Source organism: Halorubrum sp. B52 (assembly GCF_059752555.1).
On record NZ_MWTG01000007.1, the window covers coordinates 446,177 to 464,974 of the forward strand.

Annotated in this window: 19 protein-coding genes; 9 read left to right on the forward strand and 10 right to left on the reverse strand. The window is 68.9% G+C overall.

The window, feature by feature from the left end; all coding sequences use genetic code 11:
- Positions 1 to 35: 35 nt before the first annotated feature.
- Together B4V04_RS03665 and B4V04_RS03670 are read right to left on the reverse strand one after the other, a co-directional pair.
- Positions 36 to 1,223, reverse strand: a complete 1,188-nt coding sequence (locus B4V04_RS03665) for a redox-regulated ATPase YchF (protein WP_498229261.1) — start codon at positions 1,221 to 1,223, stop codon at positions 36 to 38.
- 88 nt (positions 1,224 to 1,311) lie between these two features.
- Positions 1,312 to 1,902, reverse strand: coding sequence for a hypothetical protein (locus tag B4V04_RS03670; protein WP_498229263.1), 591 nt, complete (start codon positions 1,900 to 1,902; stop codon positions 1,312 to 1,314).
- Between the two features lie 149 nt (positions 1,903 to 2,051).
- Between B4V04_RS03670 and B4V04_RS03675 the strand changes: the two genes are divergently transcribed.
- Positions 2,052 to 2,585, forward strand: coding sequence for a halocyanin domain-containing protein (locus tag B4V04_RS03675; protein ID WP_498229265.1), 534 nt, complete (start codon positions 2,052 to 2,054; stop codon positions 2,583 to 2,585).
- 75 nt (positions 2,586 to 2,660) lie between these two features.
- Here B4V04_RS03675 and B4V04_RS03680 read toward each other — a convergent pair whose 3' ends face one another.
- Positions 2,661 to 3,179 carry a hypothetical protein gene (locus B4V04_RS03680; protein WP_498229267.1) on the reverse strand — a complete coding sequence of 173 codons (519 nt, stop codon included), beginning with the start codon at positions 3,177 to 3,179 and terminating at the stop codon, positions 2,661 to 2,663.
- A 166-nt stretch (positions 3,180 to 3,345) separates the two neighbouring features.
- On the opposite strand from B4V04_RS03680, the gene B4V04_RS03685 reads away from it, so the two are divergent.
- Together B4V04_RS03685 and B4V04_RS03690 are read left to right on the forward strand one after the other, a co-directional pair.
- Positions 3,346 to 3,621 (forward strand): cytochrome C oxidase subunit IV family protein, encoded by a 276-nt coding sequence (locus B4V04_RS03685; RefSeq protein WP_498229269.1) that lies wholly within the window; start codon positions 3,346 to 3,348, stop codon positions 3,619 to 3,621.
- A 121-nt stretch (positions 3,622 to 3,742) separates the two neighbouring features.
- Positions 3,743 to 4,492, forward strand: coding sequence for a GNAT family N-acetyltransferase (locus B4V04_RS03690; protein ID WP_498229270.1), 750 nt, complete (start codon positions 3,743 to 3,745; stop codon positions 4,490 to 4,492).
- Between the two features lie 49 nt (positions 4,493 to 4,541).
- On the opposite strand, the gene B4V04_RS03695 is transcribed toward B4V04_RS03690, so the two are convergent.
- Both B4V04_RS03695 and B4V04_RS03700 read right to left on the reverse strand, forming a co-directional pair.
- Positions 4,542 to 5,534 (reverse strand): NAD-dependent epimerase/dehydratase family protein, encoded by a 993-nt coding sequence (locus tag B4V04_RS03695; protein WP_498229272.1) that lies wholly within the window; start codon positions 5,532 to 5,534, stop codon positions 4,542 to 4,544.
- A 72-nt stretch (positions 5,535 to 5,606) separates the two neighbouring features.
- The gene (locus tag B4V04_RS03700; protein ID WP_498229274.1) at positions 5,607 to 5,753 is read right to left on the reverse strand and encodes a hypothetical protein; all 147 of its coding nucleotides are present in this window, start codon (positions 5,751 to 5,753) and stop codon (positions 5,607 to 5,609) included.
- A 79-nt stretch (positions 5,754 to 5,832) separates the two neighbouring features.
- On the opposite strand from B4V04_RS03700, the gene B4V04_RS03705 reads away from it, so the two are divergent.
- Positions 5,833 to 6,315, forward strand: a complete 483-nt coding sequence (locus B4V04_RS03705; RefSeq protein WP_498229276.1) for a DUF7575 domain-containing protein — start codon at positions 5,833 to 5,835, stop codon at positions 6,313 to 6,315.
- Between the two features lie 92 nt (positions 6,316 to 6,407).
- On the opposite strand, the gene B4V04_RS03710 is transcribed toward B4V04_RS03705, so the two are convergent.
- Together B4V04_RS03710 and coxB are read right to left on the reverse strand one after the other, a co-directional pair.
- Positions 6,408 to 8,906: a cbb3-type cytochrome c oxidase subunit I gene (locus B4V04_RS03710; protein WP_498229278.1), complete on the reverse strand. Its 2,499-nt coding sequence runs from the start codon at positions 8,904 to 8,906 to the stop codon at positions 6,408 to 6,410.
- Positions 8,903 to 9,694, reverse strand: a complete 792-nt coding sequence (gene coxB, locus B4V04_RS03715) for a cytochrome c oxidase subunit II (RefSeq protein ID WP_498229280.1) — start codon at positions 9,692 to 9,694, stop codon at positions 8,903 to 8,905. The genes B4V04_RS03710 and coxB overlap by 4 nt, the downstream gene beginning before the upstream one ends.
- A gap of 231 nt (positions 9,695 to 9,925) precedes the next feature.
- On the opposite strand from coxB, the gene B4V04_RS03720 reads away from it, so the two are divergent.
- Positions 9,926 to 10,381, forward strand: coding sequence for a hypothetical protein (locus tag B4V04_RS03720; RefSeq protein ID WP_498229281.1), 456 nt, complete (start codon positions 9,926 to 9,928; stop codon positions 10,379 to 10,381).
- Between the two features lie 145 nt (positions 10,382 to 10,526).
- Here B4V04_RS03720 and B4V04_RS03725 read toward each other — a convergent pair whose 3' ends face one another.
- A complete protein-coding gene (locus B4V04_RS03725; protein ID WP_498229283.1) occupies positions 10,527 to 10,727 on the reverse strand; it encodes a VNG_1110C family protein in 201 nt (66 codons plus the stop codon).
- Positions 10,728 to 10,900: 173 nt separating this feature from the next.
- On the opposite strand from B4V04_RS03725, the gene B4V04_RS03730 reads away from it, so the two are divergent.
- Complete coding sequence (locus tag B4V04_RS03730) at positions 10,901 to 12,010, forward strand: OBG GTPase family GTP-binding protein (RefSeq protein ID WP_498229284.1); 1,110 nt, start codon at positions 10,901 to 10,903, stop codon at positions 12,008 to 12,010.
- A gap of 9 nt (positions 12,011 to 12,019) precedes the next feature.
- Here B4V04_RS03730 and B4V04_RS03735 read toward each other — a convergent pair whose 3' ends face one another.
- Complete coding sequence (locus tag B4V04_RS03735; RefSeq protein ID WP_498229286.1) at positions 12,020 to 13,165, reverse strand: acyl-CoA dehydrogenase family protein; 1,146 nt, start codon at positions 13,163 to 13,165, stop codon at positions 12,020 to 12,022.
- A gap of 123 nt (positions 13,166 to 13,288) precedes the next feature.
- On the opposite strand from B4V04_RS03735, the gene B4V04_RS03740 reads away from it, so the two are divergent.
- A complete protein-coding gene (locus B4V04_RS03740) occupies positions 13,289 to 15,520 on the forward strand; it encodes a beta-glucosidase family protein (RefSeq protein WP_498229288.1) in 2,232 nt (743 codons plus the stop codon).
- 49 nt (positions 15,521 to 15,569) lie between these two features.
- Positions 15,570 to 16,367 (forward strand): RIO1 family regulatory kinase/ATPase domain-containing protein, encoded by a 798-nt coding sequence (locus tag B4V04_RS03745; protein ID WP_498229290.1) that lies wholly within the window; start codon positions 15,570 to 15,572, stop codon positions 16,365 to 16,367.
- Between the two features lie 71 nt (positions 16,368 to 16,438).
- Here B4V04_RS03745 and B4V04_RS03750 read toward each other — a convergent pair whose 3' ends face one another.
- Positions 16,439 to 17,176, reverse strand: a complete 738-nt coding sequence (locus B4V04_RS03750) for a helix-turn-helix domain-containing protein (protein ID WP_498229292.1) — start codon at positions 17,174 to 17,176, stop codon at positions 16,439 to 16,441.
- 89 nt (positions 17,177 to 17,265) lie between these two features.
- Between B4V04_RS03750 and B4V04_RS03755 the strand changes: the two genes are divergently transcribed.
- Positions 17,266 to 18,786 carry an aldehyde dehydrogenase family protein gene (locus B4V04_RS03755; protein ID WP_498229293.1) on the forward strand — a complete coding sequence of 507 codons (1,521 nt, stop codon included), beginning with the start codon at positions 17,266 to 17,268 and terminating at the stop codon, positions 18,784 to 18,786.
- Positions 18,787 to 18,798: the final 12 nt, after the last annotated feature.

Genomic DNA, 18,798 nt, shown 5'->3' on the forward strand with positions numbered 1-18,798 from the left:
GCCCCGAGGGAGGCCGCGGCCGGTCGCGCCCGCCCTCACGGCCCCGCGGTCGAGACGATCTTCACCACGTCGCCCTCGCTCAGCTCGTGTCCCTCGCCGATCCGCCGGGAGGAGCGCGCATCGACCGCGTGGAGGTACCCCTCGCCGATGTCGGTGTGGACCGCGTACGCCAGGTCCGGCGGCGTCGCCCCCGACGGGAGGAGGAAGGCGTCGGGGAGGACGTTCCCCGTCCCGTCCGTCCACTTCGAGGCGTCCTGCACCGGGTACACCGTGATCCGGTCGAGCAGGTCGTAGACCGCGGCGTTCAGCGCGGTCTGGACCCCGGTCCCGCCGTGTTCGCTCACGGCGTCGCGGATCGCGTCGAGCCCGCGGCGCTGCTCCGGCGAGACGTCGCCGACGATCTCGAAGTCGTCGTCGCCGGGGTCGTAGTCGACGACGCCCGCCTCCGCCGCCCGGCGCAGGCCCAGCTCGCCGTCGGCGGTCGCCGGGACGACGGGCTTGTCCGTCCCCTCGCGGATCCGGTCGAGCGCGCCGTCGGGCGCGGCGTCGACCTTGTTCGCGACGACGACGATCGGCTTGGTTCGCCGGCGGACCGCCCGCGCGAGCGCCTCGCGGTCGTCGGCGCTCCACGCCTTCGGATCGTCGGGGTACTCCAGCCCGCGGAGGACCGCCGTCACGTCGTGCTCGGTCGCGCCGAATCCGGTCAGCAGGTCCGTCACCGACTCCTCTAAGTCGAAGTCGGGCGAGCGCGACTTGCGCTCGACGCTCTCCCAGTTGCGGTCGACGATACCCGCGAGCCACAGGTCCATCTCCTCCTCGACGAAGTCGACGTCGTCGAGGGGGTCGTGCGAGCCGACCTCGACGGGCTCGCCCTCGGCGTTCGTCGCGCCCGAGGCGTCGACGACGTTCAACACGACGTCGGCGTTCGTCAGCTCGTCGAGGAACCGGTTGCCGAGCCCCTTCCCCTCGTGTGCGCCGGGCACGAGCCCGGCCACGTCGAGGAGCTCGATCGGAACGTATCGCTTCCCGTCGCGGCAGTTCTCCGTTCCGCAGCGCTCCTCGCGGTCGAGGCAGGGGCACTCGGTCCGGACGTGCGTGACCCCGCGGTTCGCGTCGATCGTCGTGAACGGGTAGTTCGCGACGTCGACGTCGGCCATCGTCGCGGCCGTGTAGAAGGTGGACTTCCCGGCGTTCGGCTTCCCCGCCAACGCGACCGTGATCATGGTCGTGGGTCGCGGCGCGGCGAAAAGCGCCTTTCGGTCGGCGGGGCCGCGGTCGGCGTTCCCGCCGCCGTCGCCCCCGCCGCGAGGGTCACGGGAACTCGACGAGGTCGTCGTCGACGCCGCGGAGGCTCTCCGCGAGCCGCGAATCGGGCGGAACGGCGTCGAGGAACGCCTCGGAGCCGAACGAGGCGTCCCCGTTGACCGACACCATCCCCAGGTCGGCGGGGTCGCCGTCGAGGCCTGTGAGGAACGCGACGGTGCGGACCGCGGGGACGTCGTCGACGCGGGCCGCGACGTCGACGGAGCCGTACAGCGACCGGTGCGTGGCGACGTGGTGAACGCAGGTCGGTGTGGGCGCGAAACAGAGGAGATAGCGCGCGCCCGGCTCGGTTCGCCCCAGCTTCGGCCGGATCGCGTGGCGGTCGTCGGCGTGGAAGTACCGCTCCATCCGCCGATACTGCCGGAGGACCTCGTTCGCTCCCGTCGCGCGGCGCACGGCCGCGTCGCCTTTCAGCTCGATCACGTGATCGACGCGCTCGGGCGTCCGCAGGCGGACGTAGACGTCGACGACCCCGCGGCGGCCCTCGGCGTCGTACGGCTCCTCCAGCCGGACCTCCGGGTCGTCGTGGGCGGCCGCGTAGTGGTCGACGACGCGCGTCGCCAGTTCGTCCTCCCGCATACGTCGCGACCTCGGCGCCGACGGCGAATAAAGGCGCCGCCGCGGGGTCGGGACCGCCGCGCCGGAACCCGACGTTTGGACCCCCGGACCCTTCTCCCGATCCGGGTTTCGTCAAGGGGTTTGTAAGGCTCGAACCCCTACAACCAGTGATGTCTGATAGACTGAGTAGACGGCGGTACGTCGCCGGAACCGGAGCCGCGCTCGCGCTCGGAACGATCGCCGGCTGTTCCGGCGGCGGGGACGGATCCGACGGTTCAGACGGTTCAGACGGATCCGACGGTTCCGACGGCGGCTCGGGCGGCGCCGGGGAGCCCCTCGACGACGTTCCCAGCGAGATCGACGACTACCTCGCGGAGGCTCGGCTGTACGAGGGCACCATCGCGGACTACACCGGGCAAGACCAGGTCACCGTCTCCGTCGGCGCCGGCGAGGGGCTGGCGTTCGATCCCGCGGCGATCCGGATCAGCTCCAGCACGACCGTCGTCTGGGAGTGGACCGGCGAGGGCGGCGCCCACAACGTCGCCTCCGTGGAGGGGTCCGAGTCCGACTTCGAGAGCGGAAGCGCGGTCAGCGAGGAGGGAACGACCTTCGAGCAGTCGTTCGACAACACCGGGATCCAGCTGTACCAGTGCACGCCTCACGAGGGAGTCGGGATGCTCGGCGCCATCGAAGTCGTCGAGTAACGCCGGTCCGCTTTCTCCGCGGGTTCCGACGTTTTGAACGCCGTCGACACCGACAGCTGCGGGTCCGACTCCGACTCACGGGAGGAACGACCACCGCACGTCGACGATGCGGTCGTGCTCGCTCGTCACGGTCGGGCGCGCGAGGTGGTCGTTCGCGTTGACCCCCGCCTCCGCCAGCCCGGTGAGCGCGTCTTCGAGCGATCGGTCCGAGCGTTCGACGGAGGAGTCGCGCTCGTAGGGGGCGTCGATCGGCTCGTCGGGCGCGTTCGCGACGTCGACCGCGTCCGTGAGGTCGCCGCCGATGGCGCGCGGCGGCTGGTGGAACCGCCAGTCGCCGACCGTGAGGAACAGCCAGACGTCGCCGTTGATGGCGTGGTACTCGCCGGTGACGCGCGACTCCTCGTGGGCGACGACCCGCGACAGGACCGCCGTCTTCGTCCGATAGAGGGCGTCTTTCCGGGCGGAACGGACGTTGCTCTCGGTGACGTCGCCGCGGTCGTAGGCGGCGGTCGCCTCGTCGGCGAACTGCTTGGCGACCTTGTTGACGACGTACAGCGATTCGAGCAGATCGTCCGTCGGTTCGAGCGGATTCACGGTGACGCCTCGGCGCGTGATCGTCGTGAGTTCGGCGCGTCGAGGCAAAAGGCGTTTCGGGGGCGGCTGAGGGCCGCTCGGCGTCCGCCGTCGCGCCCGGGCGGCCGGCCGGCGCCCGGTCGGATGGTTAATTCTTTAAGCACGCGGCCGAACGCTGAGACAAGCAATGTCGGACGACTCGCTCAAACTGTACACAGCGATCTACGTCGCGCTCCTGGTCGCGGCGACGCTGAATTTCGTTCTCTTCGAGGCCGAGTTCCTCAACTTCACGTACGCCCAGGCGCTCGGCGGGACGCTGGTGATCGCGACGGTCAAGACGCTGCTCATCGTCGCCTACTTCCAGCACCTCCGGTGGGAGAACCGCTCGCTCACCTACGTGATGGCGCTCGCGCTCGCGCTCACCATGCTGCTGATGGCCGCGGCGACGTACTCCATCTCGTAACGCGGTCTCCCTTCTTCTCACCCGTCACCGCATCCTCCCTCGCCGTCTCCGGTCGATTCCAGTGCGGCAGTTCTGACACGTTCGGCCGTGTTTTTTGTACTCGTACGCGCACAGTACCGATATGCAACTCCGCGACGCCACCGAAGCCGATGTCGACGCGATCCGGGAAGTCGCCCGCGAATCGCTGCTCGCCTCGTACGGCCACGCGGTCGACGAGGCGCTGCTCGCCGAGGCGGTCGACGAGTGGTACGACCCCGACGACCTCGTCGCGGACATCGACGACGAGGCGACCGTGTGTCCGGTCGCCGTCGTCGACGACGACGTGGTCGGGTTCGCCGAGAGCTACGTGGTCGGGCGTCGCGAGCGGGTCGGCGAGATCGACTGGCTCCACGTCCACCCGGACCACCGCGAGTCCGGCATCGGCTCCGCGCTCCTCGAACGCGTCGAGGCGGAGCTCCGGGAAGCGGACGTCGACCGCATCGAGGCGCGCGTGCTCGTCGCCAACGAGGCCGGCACCGCGTTCTACGAGGGCGAGGGGTACGAGCTCGTCGGTGAGCGTCGCGTGGAGATCGGCGAGGAGACGTTCGACGAGCGCGAGTACCGCAAGCAGATCAGCCGCCTGACCGGCATCTCGGAGGGAGTCGTCGAGACGGACGCCGGCGACACCGTCTACGTCGCCTTCGACGAGAGCGAGCGCGGCTCCGACGGCCCCTTCTACGTCGCCTACGCCGACCCCGACCGGGACCGCCGCTACGGCTACTTCTGCGGGAACTGCGAGGGGACCGACGTCGCCATCGACACGATGGACCGCATGGAGTGCGGCGACTGCGGGAACCGACGGAAGCCGTCGCGCTGGGACGCCGCCTACTGAGTCGCGCGCACCCCGGTCGCCTCGGCCCGACCCGCGACGATCCCCCGTCCTACAGCGTCTCCTTCACGCCCAACACGCGCTCTTCCGCCTCGCGACCGGGGTCCCACTCGCTCCCGTCGCGCTCGGCCTCTCGGTGGTCGGCGACGGTGCGCGCCATCGCCTCGTCGACGGGGGTCGACTCCCAGCCGAGGTCGGCGAGCGCGCACGTGTCGAGCAGGTGCGGGTACTCCCGGTAGAGGGGGAAATCGTCGGGTTCGAGCCCGCCGGCCGCGAGCGCGTCTCGGCTCGCGGGCACGACCTCGCAGTCGGTGCCGGCGGCCTCGGCGATCGCCTCCAGCGTCTCCTCGAGCGTGAGCGCCCGGCGGTCGCCGACGTTGTACGCGGCGCCGGGCTCGCCGCGCTCGGCGACGACCCGGAGCGCGCTCGCGACGTCCTCGACGTACGCCCGGTGCCAGAGGTTCTGGCCGTCGCCGGGGACGACCACCCGGTCGTGCGAGCACACGCGGTCGATCCAGTAGTCGAGCCGCTCGGTGTAGTCGTGCGGGCCGTAGACGATGCAGGGGCGCACGGCCGTCGCGTTGACTCCCTCCTCGGCGGCCTCGAAGACGATCCGGTCGCCCTCGGCCTTCCGGTTGCCGTACGTCTCCATGCTCTCGTCGGTCGCCTGTTCCGGCGTGCAGGCACGCAGCGGCGTCTCTCCCTCGCGTTTGGGGATCTCCTCGGCGGCGTAGCTGGAACCCGACGAGACGTACACGTAGCCGTCGACGTCGGCGAACACGTCGACCGCAGTCGCCACGTCGCTCGGGTGGTAAGCGACGCAGTCGATCACGACGTCGGGCTCCGCCGAGAGCTTCGCCGTGCGGAGGTCGCGCTCGTTCGTCCGGTCGCCCTCGACGTGCGTCACGCGCTCGTCGTCGGCGAAGGGATTCTCGTGGTTCCCGCGGTTCAACATCGTCACCGCGTACCCGTTCGCGAGCAGGTCGGAGACGGTGTGTCGGCCGATGAACCGCGTGCCGCCGATGACGAGCGCCGTGTCTGTCATACCGGCTCTCGGTCCAGCGAGTTCAAAAGCGTGACCGAACCGGAACGGGACGGGCGGAGGACCGTGCCGACCTCACTCGTCGTACTTCCCGCGCGGCCCGTCGCCGCGCCACCGGCGGTAGAGCAGGTACGCGATCCCGAGCCCGAGGAACCACGTTCCGACCCCGAACACGGCGTATCCGACCCCGATCAGGAACTCCCCGGTCGGCACTCCGAACATACACGGATTCGGCGTCTCGATCACATAAACGCTCCGAGCGAGGGCCAGTTACACGGTCCCGGCGCTCGTACGTCTCCCCATGACAGACCGCAGTCGCCGTCGACCGTGGCTCGCCGCCCTGTTGGCGCTCGTCGTCTCCGGGCTCGGACACGCGTACCTCCGCCGCTGGGCGCGCGCGCTCGGGTGGTACGTCGCGGTCACCGCGACGCTCGTCGTGATCGTTCCCGACGCGGCGGTGGAGCGGCTCATCGCCGGCGACGCGCCGCCGATCGCCGACGTCGCGCCGGCCGTGCTCGTCGTCGCCGCCAGCGTGATCGACGCGTACGTCCTCGCGCTTCGGAACAACCGAGAGTACGACCGCGACCGACGCGCGACGGCGGAGGGGGCAGAGCCGGGGACATGGAACGAGAAGGCGGACGCCGCGGCGCCGGCGGACCGCTCCGACGAACCGGCAGTCGACCGCGATAGCGAGGCGGCCGCGGTGTCGTGTCCGCACTGCGGCCGCGACACCGATCCGTCGTTCGACTTCTGTCAGTGGTGTGCCGAACCGGTCGACGAGTGAGGTCGGTAGGAACGAACGACGCGGGGGCTAGTGAGTGCAGCCGTGTTAAAAAGGAATCCGGCGAAACCGGGACCGCGACGGGAGATCCCGCCTCAGAAGAGGTAGAACAGCGGGAAGATGAACACCCAGACGATGTCGACGAAGTGCCAGTAGAGGCCGAAGTACTCCACCGGCCGCTCGTCCTCCAGGTAGTGCCCCTGGTAGGCCCGGACGAACAGGTAGCAGGCGATCAGGAGGCCGATGACGACGTGGAGCCCGTGGAGCCCCGTCGTGACGTAGTAGATCGACGCCTGGATCGGGTCGCCGTGTGCGTTCGACGCGATCATCACGCCGCGGTCGTAGATCTCGTGTTCCCACTCCCACATCTTGATCGCGAGGAACGTGAGGCTGAGCCCGATCGTCGCGCCGAGCGAGGCCAGCAGCCCCTTCCGACTGTTCCGGTGGGCGGCGACGAGCGCCAAGATCACCGTGAACGAGGAGGTGATCAGCACGAACGTGTTGATGAGCCCCGGCAGCGACTCCGTCAGCGGCTCCCACGTCATCCAGCCGGCGTTGTACCGGACGAAGATGGCCGCCGAGAGGAACGCGCCGAAGACGATCACGTCGGACGCCAGGAAGAACCACATCCCGAGCTTCACCTTCTCGACGCCGTTGAACGGCCACCGCTCGGCGAACTCGCTGGGCGGGGCGTAGAAGTCCTCTAACCCCCATTTCACGCCGCTGGCGATCATCCCGACGAGGCCGACGACGATGAACACCGGGTACACCACGTTCGAGATCTCGACGCTCGTCGACGCGATCGACTCGCCGACGATGAACGTGACCGAGTCCGCGAAGCCGGACAGCCCGAACAGGAAGAACCCGGTCATCAGCGAGAGGCAGAGCGGCCAGATGCTCGCGTGGCTCGGGTGTTTGTCCCAGTACGGGTACTCCTTGATGTGCTCGGAGTGGCTGTCCCCGCCGTCGGTCGCGGCGTTCCCGTCGCCGTCGGTCTTCACCGCCGGGCCGCCGTCGGGCACGTAGTCCTTCACGAACTCGAGCTTCCCGGACGCGTACGAGGGCCGGTTCGGCCAGTTCTCGAGCGGCGGCGGCGAGGAGACGGCCCACTCGGCGGTCCGCGAGTAGTCCCACGGGTTATCGCCCGCCTCCGGCCCGGAGACGTACGACTTCGCGAAGTTGTAGAACATGATGAAGAAGGAGAACCCGAGGATGAACGCCCCGATCGTCCCGATCTGGTGGAAGGTCTGGAACTCGGGGTTGTACTCGAAGACGCGGCGCGGGGTCTCCCAGCCGAGGAACATCGAGAAGTACACCATGTTGAAGCTGACGAAGAAGATCACGAAGTGGAGCTTCCCCAGCAGCTCGTCGTACATCTTCCCGGTCACCTTCGGGAACCAGTAGTAGGCGCCGCCGAACAGCGCCGTCGCGCCCCCGAACATCACGTAGTGGAAGTGAGCGACCACCCAGTAGGTGCCGCGGAACTCGTAGTCGAGGACGATGGCGCCGAGGAACACCCCGGTGATGCCGCCGAGGATGAAGAGGAGCAGCGCGCCGAACGCGAAGAGGAACGGCGTCGTGAACTGTATCCGCCCCTTAATTAGCGTGTAGATCAGCGAGAAGACGACCAGGTCGAACGGGAGTGAGATACCGATGGTGGTCGCCATCATCAGCGTCTTGATCTCCAGGTTGATCGTCGTGAGGAACATGTGGTGCATCCACACGAGGAACGACTGGACGGAGATGAGACAGATGGCGATGATCACCCACTTACGCCCGACGAGTCGGCGGCCGGAGAACGTCTGGAACAGCTCCAGCATGACCCCGAGCGCCGGGAAGAAGACGATGTACACCTCCGGGTGACCGAAGAACCAGAACAGGTGGCCCCAAAGCAGAGAGCCGCCCTCGGTCGCCGAGAAGTACACCGAGCCGAGCACGCGGTCGGCCGCGAGGATGAGCCCGACGGCGAGCAGCGCGGCGAACGCGAACAGCATCATCCACACGGTCGCGAGGATCCCCCAAGTGAACATCGGCATGTCCATGATCCCCATCCCCTCGGCGCGCGAGTGATGGATAGAGGTGAGGAAATTCACCGTCGAGGCGGTGATCCCGATGGTGAACATCGCGAGCGCCATCACCGCCCCGGTCGACCCGATGCTCGGCGTGTACATCGGGATGTTGAGCGGGGCGTACATCGTCCACCCGGCGCTCAGCGTGCCGCCCTGGAAGAAGCTGATCCCCAGCAGGACGCCGGAGAACAGGTACATCCAGTACGAGAGCGCGTTCAACCGCGGGAACGCGAGGTCGTCGGCGCCGATCTGCAGCGGGACGAAGTAGTTCGCGAAGCCGAAGCCGAACGGCGAGAGGAACCAGAACACCATTATCAGCCCGTGGGCGGTGACGGCCTCGTTGTACGCCAGCCCGGAGAGCACCTGGTTCGCCGGGTCCCAGAGCTGGACGCGGATCAGCAGCGCCAGCACGCCGCCGAACAGCAGGAAGAACAGCGCGGTGATCGTGTAGAGGATCCCGATGTCCTTGTGGTTCGTCGTCACGAGCCAGCGCTTGACGGAGGTCGTCGGCGGGAGCTCGCTCATGCGGGAACACCTCCGACCGCGGCGGCGTCGAGGCTCGCGCTGGAGGAGTTACCGCTGGAGGAGTTACCGCTGGAGGAGTTACCGCCCGTGCCCTCGTACCACTCCTCCCACTCGTCCTGCGGGAGGACCGTGATCTGTCCTTTCATCGCCGAATGCCCCTGCCCGCACAGCTCGAAGCACTCGACCCGGTACGTCGCTTCGCCGCCCTGCGCCTCGACCTCCTCGGAACTCACGGAGAACCAGACTTCGCTGGTCTCTCCGGGGATAGCGTCGGACTTTATCCGTAACTCCGACGATCCGAAGTTGTGCCACACGTCGCGTGAGGTCACATCGAGGTTGATCCGGTGATCGGCCGGCACGACCATCTCACCCGTCGCGGTGTGGCCGTTCGGGTACTCGTACTCCCAGCCGAACTGGTACCCCTCGACGAGGATCTCGATGTCGCTCTCCTCGTTCGTGTCGGGGCCCTCCTCGACGTAGAGGAGAATCCCGTAGGCGTACACGACGAGACTGATGACGACGATCGCGCTCAGTCCGAACGAGAGGAAGAGCTTCTTCGCTTTCGGACCGCCCTGTCCCGTCGGGAGCTCGCCGACCGTCGGCGCGTCGAAGTCCCCTTTCCGTTCGCCCCCGTCGTCCCGGTACTTGTACACGTTCCACAGCGTGTACGCGACGACAATCGTGCCGACGAGCGTACCGAGCGCGAGGAAGACGAAGAAGATCTCGTCGAAGACCTCCGCCTGCGCGCGCCAGTCGCTCCCCTGTTGCAGGATAATTGGATCTATCATGTTCGTCTGTCTGCTCTTGTTTCCCCCTTGGCGATGGCACACTTAGCTCTTGTGTAGCGCGGCCAGACGGCCCGCTCCGTGCACCCGGACGAACCGTCCGGGGGACGGCGACCGCAGGGGGGTGACACCGGCCGATCCGTGCCGGACCGAACGCCTTTGGGACGTCACTCCGGACGTGTATACGAAGGCTATTTGTACACGCGAACGGACCGCCTAATAACGAAACCCACCATGGTCTCACTCACGCTCTTGAGCACGGCACTAATGGGGCTGCTCGTCGCGGCCACCTTCCTCGCCGTCGCGAAGGTCGGCGCGCAGCGAACGGCGCCCGGGACGGACGAATCGCCCGACAGATACGCCGCGGTCGTCGGCGCGCTCCGGGACGTCGCGCGGAAACCGGTCGTCTGGGCCGTCGCGTTCGTCGCCATCGCGGTCGGCGTGGGCGGCGTCGCCCTGCTCGCGGTCGGCGACTTCGGGCTCCCGGAGGGGCTCTCCGGCAGCCTCCTCGGCGTCGCCTACGCCGCCGTCGGACTGCTGGTGACCGGATTCGTCTTCCTCGGCGCGTACTTCGCCACTCGGGGGCGCGGGCTCGGTAACGCCCACGGCGTCGCGGCGGGCTCGTTCGCCGCCGGACTCGTCTTCCTCATCCTCATTGCGGTCCAGCTCCTCGTCGGCGTCGTCGGCTGAGGACGGTTCGGTCCGGCCTTCCCATTCGCGCTTCGCGTGGCCGACTCTCAGCGACGTGTTCGCTCCCATACCAGCGTGCGCTGTCGCGATAGCGAGAGATTACCGAAGAAGCGACACAGTCCGCGCCGCGGATCGGCCGAGCGCGTTACGCGACGGCGACGCCGTTCCGGGCGAGGTAAGCGCTCGCGGCCTTGATTTCGACCGGGCTCCCGATGATACGACAGTAGCCGTCGTTCTCCACGATCGTCACGGTGAACCGCTCCTCGAACCGCTCCCCGAGAGCGTCGAGGGCGGGACACGGGAGGACGATCTGCGTGCTGTCACGGAGGCTCGACGGGTCGGGCATTCGTCTTGCGTGGTACACTCTTCTCTCCGATATAAGAGTGTCGAATCACCGACACAATTCGAGGAGCGTTCGCACGGATCGCCCCCGTGACCGGCCCGTAGACGGTTCGCTGTCGAGTCGGCCGGCGGACCGAAGGAACACCTTTAACGAGACGAACGGCCGACTGTACGCCAATGGGACTGGAAGAGGAGATCGCGGACCTCCGCGAGGAGATCGCCGACACGCCCTACAACAAGGCCACGGAGGCCCACATCGGGCGCCTGAAGGCGAAGCTCGCGGAGAAGAAAGAGAAGCTGGAGAACCAGTCCTCCGCCGGCGGCGGCCACGGCTACGCGGTCGAGAAACACGGCGACGCCACGGTCGCGCTCGTCGGGTTCCCGAGCGTGGGGAAGTCCACCCTCATCAACGCCCTCACCAACGCCGACAGCGAGGTCGGCTCGTACGAGTTCACGACGCTCGACGTCAACCCCGGCATGCTGAAATACCGCGGCGCGAACGTCCAGATCCTCGACGTGCCGGGGCTGATCGAGGGCGCCGCGGGCGGCCGCGGGGGCGGGAAGGAGGTCCTCTCGGTCGTTCGGACCGCCGACCTCGTCGTCTTCATGCTCTCCGTGTTCGAGATCGAGCAGTACGACCGGCTCCGCGAGGAGCTGTACGCGACCAACATCCGCCTCGACACGGAGCCGCCGAACATCAACATCCGGAAGACCCACAAGGACGGGATCGGGGTGACGATGAGCGACGACGTGAGCCTCGGCGAGGGGACGGTCAAGCAGGTGCTCCGCGAGTACGGCTACGTCAACGCCAAGGTGACGATCCCCCACGACCTGACGATCGACGAGCTCGTCGACGCCGTGATGGACAACCGTGAGTACCTCCCGTCGATGGTGACGGTGAACAAGGCCGACCTCATCGACAAGAGCTACCTCCCGACGGTCAAAGAGGAGCTGCGCGAGCGCGACCTCGACCCCGACGACGTGCTCTTTATTTCCGCCGAGAAGGAGCTCGGGCTCGACGGGCTCAAAGAGCGGCTCTGGAAGGAGCTCGGGCTCATCCGGATCTACATGGACAAGCCCGGTCGCGGCGTCGACTACGAGGAGCCGCTGATCTTATTCGAGGGCGACACGGTCGGGGACGCCTGCGAGAAGATCGGCGGGGAGTTCGACGAGCGGTTCAAGTTCGCGCGGGTCTCCGGAGAGAGCGCGAAACACGACGACCAGCAGGTCGGGAAGGGCCACGAGCTGGCGGACGAGGACGTGCTCCGGATCGTCGCTCGGAAGTGAGTTTCCGGCTTACAGCCCGAGTTCGCGCCCGAGCACGACGTGTTGGATCTCGCTGGTCCCCTCGCCGATCTCCATGAGCTTCGCGTCGCGGTAGAAGCGCTGTGGCGCGAAGTCGGTGGTGTACCCGTACCCGCCCAGCGTCTGGACCGCTTCCTCGGCGACCTCGCGGGCCGCCTCGCTGGCGTCGAGCTTCGCCAGCGCCGACTCCCGCGTCACCGACTCGCCGGCGTCGTAGGTCGTCGCGGCCTTGTGCGTCAGCAGTCGCGCGCGCTCCGTCTGCCGGTGCATGTGGACGACCTTGTCGCGGATCGCGTCGAACTTCGCGATCGGTTTGCCGAACTGCTCGCGCTCGCCGGCGTACTCCTTGGCGGCCTCGTAGGCGCCCTGCGCGAGCCCGACCGACAGCGCCGCGATCGAGATCCGGCCGCCGTCGAGCGTCTTCATCGTCTGCGTCCACCCATCGCCCTCCGCGCCGAGCAGCCGGTCTTCCGGGATCCGGACGTCGTCCAGCTTGATCTCGCAGGTCGGCGAGCAGTTGAGCCCCATCTTGTCCCAGACGGTCGTTATCTCGAATCCGTCGTCGTCGGGATCGACGATGAACGTCGAGATCCCGTCGTAGCCGGCTTCGGGGTCGGTGACGGCCTTCACCAGCACGCTGTTGGCCACGTTCGCGTTCGTGATGAACTGCTTCGTCCCGTTGAGCACGTACTCCCCCGCGTCGGCGTCGTGCTCCGCGGTCGTGTCCATGTCGGAGGCGTCGGAGCCGCTGCCGGGCTCCGTGAGCGCCCACGCGCCGATCCCGCCGCCCTCGGCGAGCGGGCGGAGCCACGCCTCCTTCTGCTCGGGCGTCCCGAACAGCTCGATCGGCTTTGCGCCGAGGGAGGTGTGGGCGGCGTACGAGAGGCCGATCCCGCCGGAGACGCGACCCAGCTCCTCGGTGACGAGGGCGTACATGAGCTGGTCGCCGCCGAGCCCGCCGTACTCCTCGCTCACGGGGACGCCCATCATATCGAGGTCGTTCAGGTCGGCGAAGACCTCGTCGGGGAACCGGTGCTCGTCCTCGATCTCCTGGGCGATCGGCCGGATCTCCTCCTCGCAAAACTCCCGGACGGTGTCGCGTATCATCCGGTGTTCCGCGGGTAGCTCGAAGTCCATAGGCAAGAATTGCGACCCGCCGGCATAAACGATGCGAACGACCGTGATCGACCGCGGCAGACCCCTCGTGTTCGGCCGTCGCCGTTGGAAGACCTAAGTGGACCGTGGCCGAACCTCGGACGAATGACCACCGAGGACGTCGCGGCGATCGTGGCGGAGCTGACGCTCGCTGAGAAGGTCGGGCTGGTTCACGGGGCCACGGACACGGAGGGAACGGCGACGGGATTCGTTCCCGGCGTGGAGCGAGTCGGCGTGCCGCCGGTCCGGCTGACCGACGGACCGCTCGGCGTCCGGACCGACGAGCCGGCCACCGCGTTCCCCGCGTCGCCGGCGCTCGCGGCGACGTTCGACACCGCCCTCGCGGAGCGGTTCGGGCGCGCGCTCGGTCGCGAGGCGACCGCGCGGAACCAGGACGTCCTCCTCGGGCCGGGGACCAACCTGATCCGGGTCCCGCACTGCGGCCGCAACTTCGAGTACTTCTCCGAGGACCCGGTCCACTCCGGGGCGTTCGCCGCGAGCGTCGTCGCCGGGATCCGGTCGGCGGACGTCGTCGCGACGCCGAAACACTACGTGGCGAACAGCCAGGAGACCCGCCGCGCCGAGGTCAGCGCCGAGGTGGACGAGCCCGTCCTCCGCGAGCTCTACCTCCCGGCGTTCCGCGACGCCGTCGAGGCCGGCGCCGGGTCGGTGATGTCGTCGTACAACCGCGTCAACGGGACGTACGTCAGCGAGCACGAGCGGCTCCTCACGGAGGTACTCAAAGGCGAGTGGGGGTTCGACGGGTACGTCGTCTCCGACTGGTTCGGCACCGAGAGCGTCGTCGGGAGCGCCAACGCCGGGCTCGACCTCCAGATGCCGGGGATCGCGGCCGACGAGCTCCTCGAGTCGATGGGGATGTCCCCGGACGACGACGAGGGCGACGGGGCCGCCGACGCCGACGCGGACGGCGAGGGCGACGCGATCCTCGACCCCGACGAGGGGGCCGACTTCGTGGACGGGATGCCCGACCCGCGGAGCGGCGGCCGCTACGCGGAGGATCTCCTGCCCGCCGTCGAGCGCGGTGACGTGCCCGAGTCCCGCCTCGACGACATGGTGACGCGGGTCCTCGGGTCGCTCGACGCGGTCGGCCACCTCGACGGCGGGACCGAGGCGGGAACGGCCGAGGACGGTCCCGGCGCAGGCGGCCCGGGCGCGATCGACACCCCGGAACACCGTCGGCTCGCGGTCGAGATCGCGACGCGCGGCACGGTGCTCCTGCAGAACGACGGCGTCCTCCCGCCCGACGACGACGCGGAGGTCGCGGTCGTCGGTCCGAACGTCGACGAGGCGGTCCTCGGCGGCGGCGGGTCCTCGGAGGTCACGCCGTTCACGCAGACGAGCCCGAGCGAGGGGATCGAGGCGCGCGCCGAGGGGTCCGTCACCGTGGCTCACGGACTCCCGCGCGTCGAGGGCGTCTCGCTGTTCGACGCGATGGGCGACGAGGGGGACGAAGCCGCGGGCGCGGGAAGGCGTGGGGACGAAATCGCGAGCGACGACGAACGAGCGCCCGACGTCGAGGGCGCCGTCGCCGCCGCAGCGGCCGCGGACGTCGCCGTCGTCGTCGTCCGAGATCGCGCGACCGAGGCCGCCGACCGCGACTCGCTCCGGCTCCCCGAGCGGCAGGACGAGCTGATCGCGGCCGTCGCCGACGCGAACGACGAGACTGTCGTCGTCGCGAACGCGAGCGGCCCGTTCGAGGCGCCGTGGCGCGACGACGTCGCCGCGGTCCTCGCGGGGTGGTACCCCGGACAGGCCCACGGGGAGGCGACCGCGGCGGTCCTCTACGGCGACGCCGACCCCGGGGGGCGGCTCCCGGTGACGTTCGCGCCGGAGGAGGCGTATCCGACTGCCGACGAGCGGCGCTTCCCGGGCGTCGACGGCGAAGCGCATTACGACGAGGGGCTGCTCGTCGGCTACCGGGGCTTCGACGCCGCGGGCGAGGAGCCGACGTACCCCTTCGGTCACGGGGAGAGCTACGCCGAGTTCCGCTACGAGGGGGTCGAGGCGACCGGCCCGTCGACCGTGGAGGCGACGGTGACGAACGTCTCTGACCGCGCCGGCCGCGAGGTCGTGCAGGCGTACGTCGACTCGCCGGACGCGCCCGACGAGCGCGCCCGCCCGCCCCGCGAGCTCGCCGGGTTCGCCGCGGTCGAGCTCGGTCCCGGCGAGTCGGCGACGGTCGAGATCGAGCTCGACGAGCGCGCGTTCGGTCGGTACGACGCGTCTCGGGGATGGACGGTCGACGCCGGCTCCCACGAGGTCAGCGTCGGGCGTTCCTCGCGGGACCGCCGCGGCTCCGCGACGGTCGAGCGGTGAGCCCGCCCGAGGACGCCATTTAACCGTCGTCGCCGCGTTCGGTCTCGGTATGGAGCTCCGCCGGCTCGTCCGCGGTCGCGTCGACTGGCCCGACATCGAGCGGGTCGTTCGGGAGCTGGCGGACCGGTACGACCGCGAGGAGATGCGGGTCCGGTTCCTCGACGCCGACAACTGGCTGTCGACGCCGATGGTCCTCGACGACGACCTGTTCGTGAAGGTGATCACGAAACAGAACACGCTCGTCCACACGCTGTTCACCACCGGGCGGAACCTCGGCGCCGTCTCCGCCGGCACCGAGGGCTTCTTCGAGCGCTACGAGACCCCCTACGAGATGGCTCGCCACGAGCTGGAGGCGACCCGCGAGGTCAGGGAGCTCGGCGTCAACGCCCCGGAGCCGGTCGAGGCGCTGGAGGTCGGTGACCTCGGCGTCGTCGTCTTAGAGTACCTGCCCGAGTTCCGGGCGCTCGACGAGCTCGACCGGGCGGTCGTCGCCGATCTGGCGCCCGCGCTGTTCGCGACGCTCCGGACGATCCACGACGCCGGGCTCGCCCACGGCGACCTCCGCGCGGAGAACGTCCTCGTTCGGGACGGCGAGCTGTACGTCATCGACGCGACGAGCGTGAGCGAGGAGGGACGCGAGTCGGCGCGGTCGTACGACCTCGCGAGCGCGCTCGCGGCGTTAGAGCCCCTGATCGGCGCGCCAGACGCGATCGACGCCGCGCTGGAGAGCTACTCGACGGACGAGCTCCTCGCCGCGCGTCAGTTCCTCGACTTCGTCGCGATCCGGCCCGACCACGACTTCGACGCCGCGGAGCTGAAGGGAGAGCTGGAGAAGCGGACGACGTAGGGGCCGAGAGCGCAAGTCGAACGCGCTGTTCGCGCTGCGGGCGGTCGTCGGGAGCTGAGCGGCGCTCCGACTCACGGGTCCAGCAGCTTCGATTCGGCCTTTCGGAGGTGTTCGAGCAGGGTCGTCTTCGAGACGTCCAGGTCGTCGGCGAGCTCGCGGGTCGACGCCTCGCGGGGCCACTCGTAGTACCCGGCCTCGCGGGCGTGCTCGTACACCTCCCGCTGGGTCGTCGTCAGCGTGTCGAGCCGCTGCTCGCGGGGGGTCCGTCCCGCGTATCCCGACGACGACATCGACTCCACCGTCACCTCGGCGCCGGAGTCCGCCTGGACCGCGTCGAGGGACTCCCGGATCTCGGTGCGCTCGCCGACGAAGCACACCTGCCACTCCTCACGGCCGTCCTCGATGCGGACCGGCGCGCTGTGGACGAAGCCGTGTTCGAGCAGCGTCGGGCACACCATGTCCGCCGGGTCGTACTCTAAGAAGAACTCGCGGACGACGTTGCCCGGGGCGTCCCGCGCGCGCCCGAACCGCTCCTGCAGTTCCAGGAGGTTACCCGCGCGGTCGGAGTCGCGGATCGCGTCGAGCAGCGCCTCGACCTCCTCGTTCGTGTCGGCGAACGCCGTGAACAGGCCGTTCACCGAGTTCGGCGCGTCGGCGTCGGTCCGCGGCGAGTTGTAGATGGCGTGCGCGAGGACGCCGCCGTCGGTCCTGTTCGTCGCCTCGATCGCCCAGCAGTTCGGATGCCACAGATCGAGCGTGAGGCGAGTCCCGGACCACTCGTCAGCCCCGGTCGCGTCGGTCGTTGCCATTGCTGTCGTATCCGTGGCACCGCATTACAAAGACTCTGCCGACCATGGTCGGGTGGGATGTTTGGGCGCGGCGGCGGCAATCACCGTCCATGTCGGAGCCGTACCAACACTACATCGACGGCGAGTGGGTCTCGGGCGCGGGCTCGGAGACCTTCGAGAGCGAGAACCCGGCGACCGGGGAGTCCCTCGGCGAGTTCCGTCAGGGAACTCCCGACGACGTCGACCGCGCGGTCGACGCCGCCGACGAGGCGTTCGACGAGTGGCGCGAGCTCTCCCGTATCCAGCGCGCCGAGTACCTCTGGGACGTGTACCACGAGCTGCGCGAGCGCACCGACGAGCTCGGACGAGTAGTCACGAAGGAGTGCGGGAAGGAGATCAGCGAGGGGAAGGCGGACGTCGTCGAGGCCGCCCACATGGTCGAGTGGGCCGCGGGCGACGCCCGCCACCCGAAGGGCGACATCGTCCCCTCGGAGATCCCCGCGAAGGACGCGTACATGCGTCGGAAGCCCCGCGGCGTCACCGGCTGTATCACGCCGTGGAACTTCCCCGTCGCGATCCCGTACTGGCACATGGCCATCGCGCTGGTCGAGGGGAACACGGTCGTGTTCAAGCCGGCCGAGCAGACGCCGTGGTGCGCGCAGATCATCGCTGAGATGTTCGACGACGCCGGGATCCCCGACGGCGTCTTCAACATGGTCCAGGGGTTCGGCGACGCCGGCAACGCGATCGTCGAGCACGACGACGTCGAGACGGTCATCTTCACCGGCTCGGCCGAGGTCGGCCACCTGATCCAGGACAAACTCGGCGGCGTCGCCGGCAAGCGCGCAGCCTGCGAGATGGGCGGCAAGAACGCGATCGTGGTCACGGAGGCGGCGGACCTCGACGTCGCCGTCCACTCCGCGGTGATGTCCTCGTTCAAGACGACCGGCCAGCGCTGCGTCTCCTCCGAGCGCCTGATCGTCCACACGGACGTGTACGACGAGTTCAAGGAGCGGTTCGTCGAGGTCGCCGCGGACGTCGCCGTCGGCGATCCGCTCGACGAGGACACGTTCATGGGGCCGCTCATCGAGGCCGAGCACTACGAGAAGGTCGCCGAGTACAACCGGCTCGCCCGCGACGAGGGCGTGAACGTCCTCGTCGACCGGACCGACCTCGACGCCGACGAGGTCCCCGACGGCCACGAGGACGGCCACTGGATCGGCCCGTTCGTCTACGAGGCCGACCCCGACGAGGACCTCCGGTGTACCCACGAGGAGGTGTTCGGGCCGCACGTCGCGCTTCTCGAGTACGACGGCGACATCGAGCGCGCGGTCGAGATCCAGAACGACACCGAGTACGGGCTCGCCGGCGCGATCGTCTCTGAAAACTACCGGCAGATCAACTACTACCGCGACCGCGCCGAGGTCGGGCTGGCGTACGGGAACCTCCCCTGTATCGGCGCCGAGGTCCAGCTCCCCTTCGGCGGCGTCAAGAAGTCGGGCAACGGCTACCCCTCGGCCCGCGAGGCCATCGAGGCCGTCACCGACCGCACCGCGTGGACCCTGAACAACTCGAAGGAGATCGAGATGGCGCAGGGGCTCTCGGCCGACATCAAGACGAAGGACGACTGAGCGTCCGGCCCT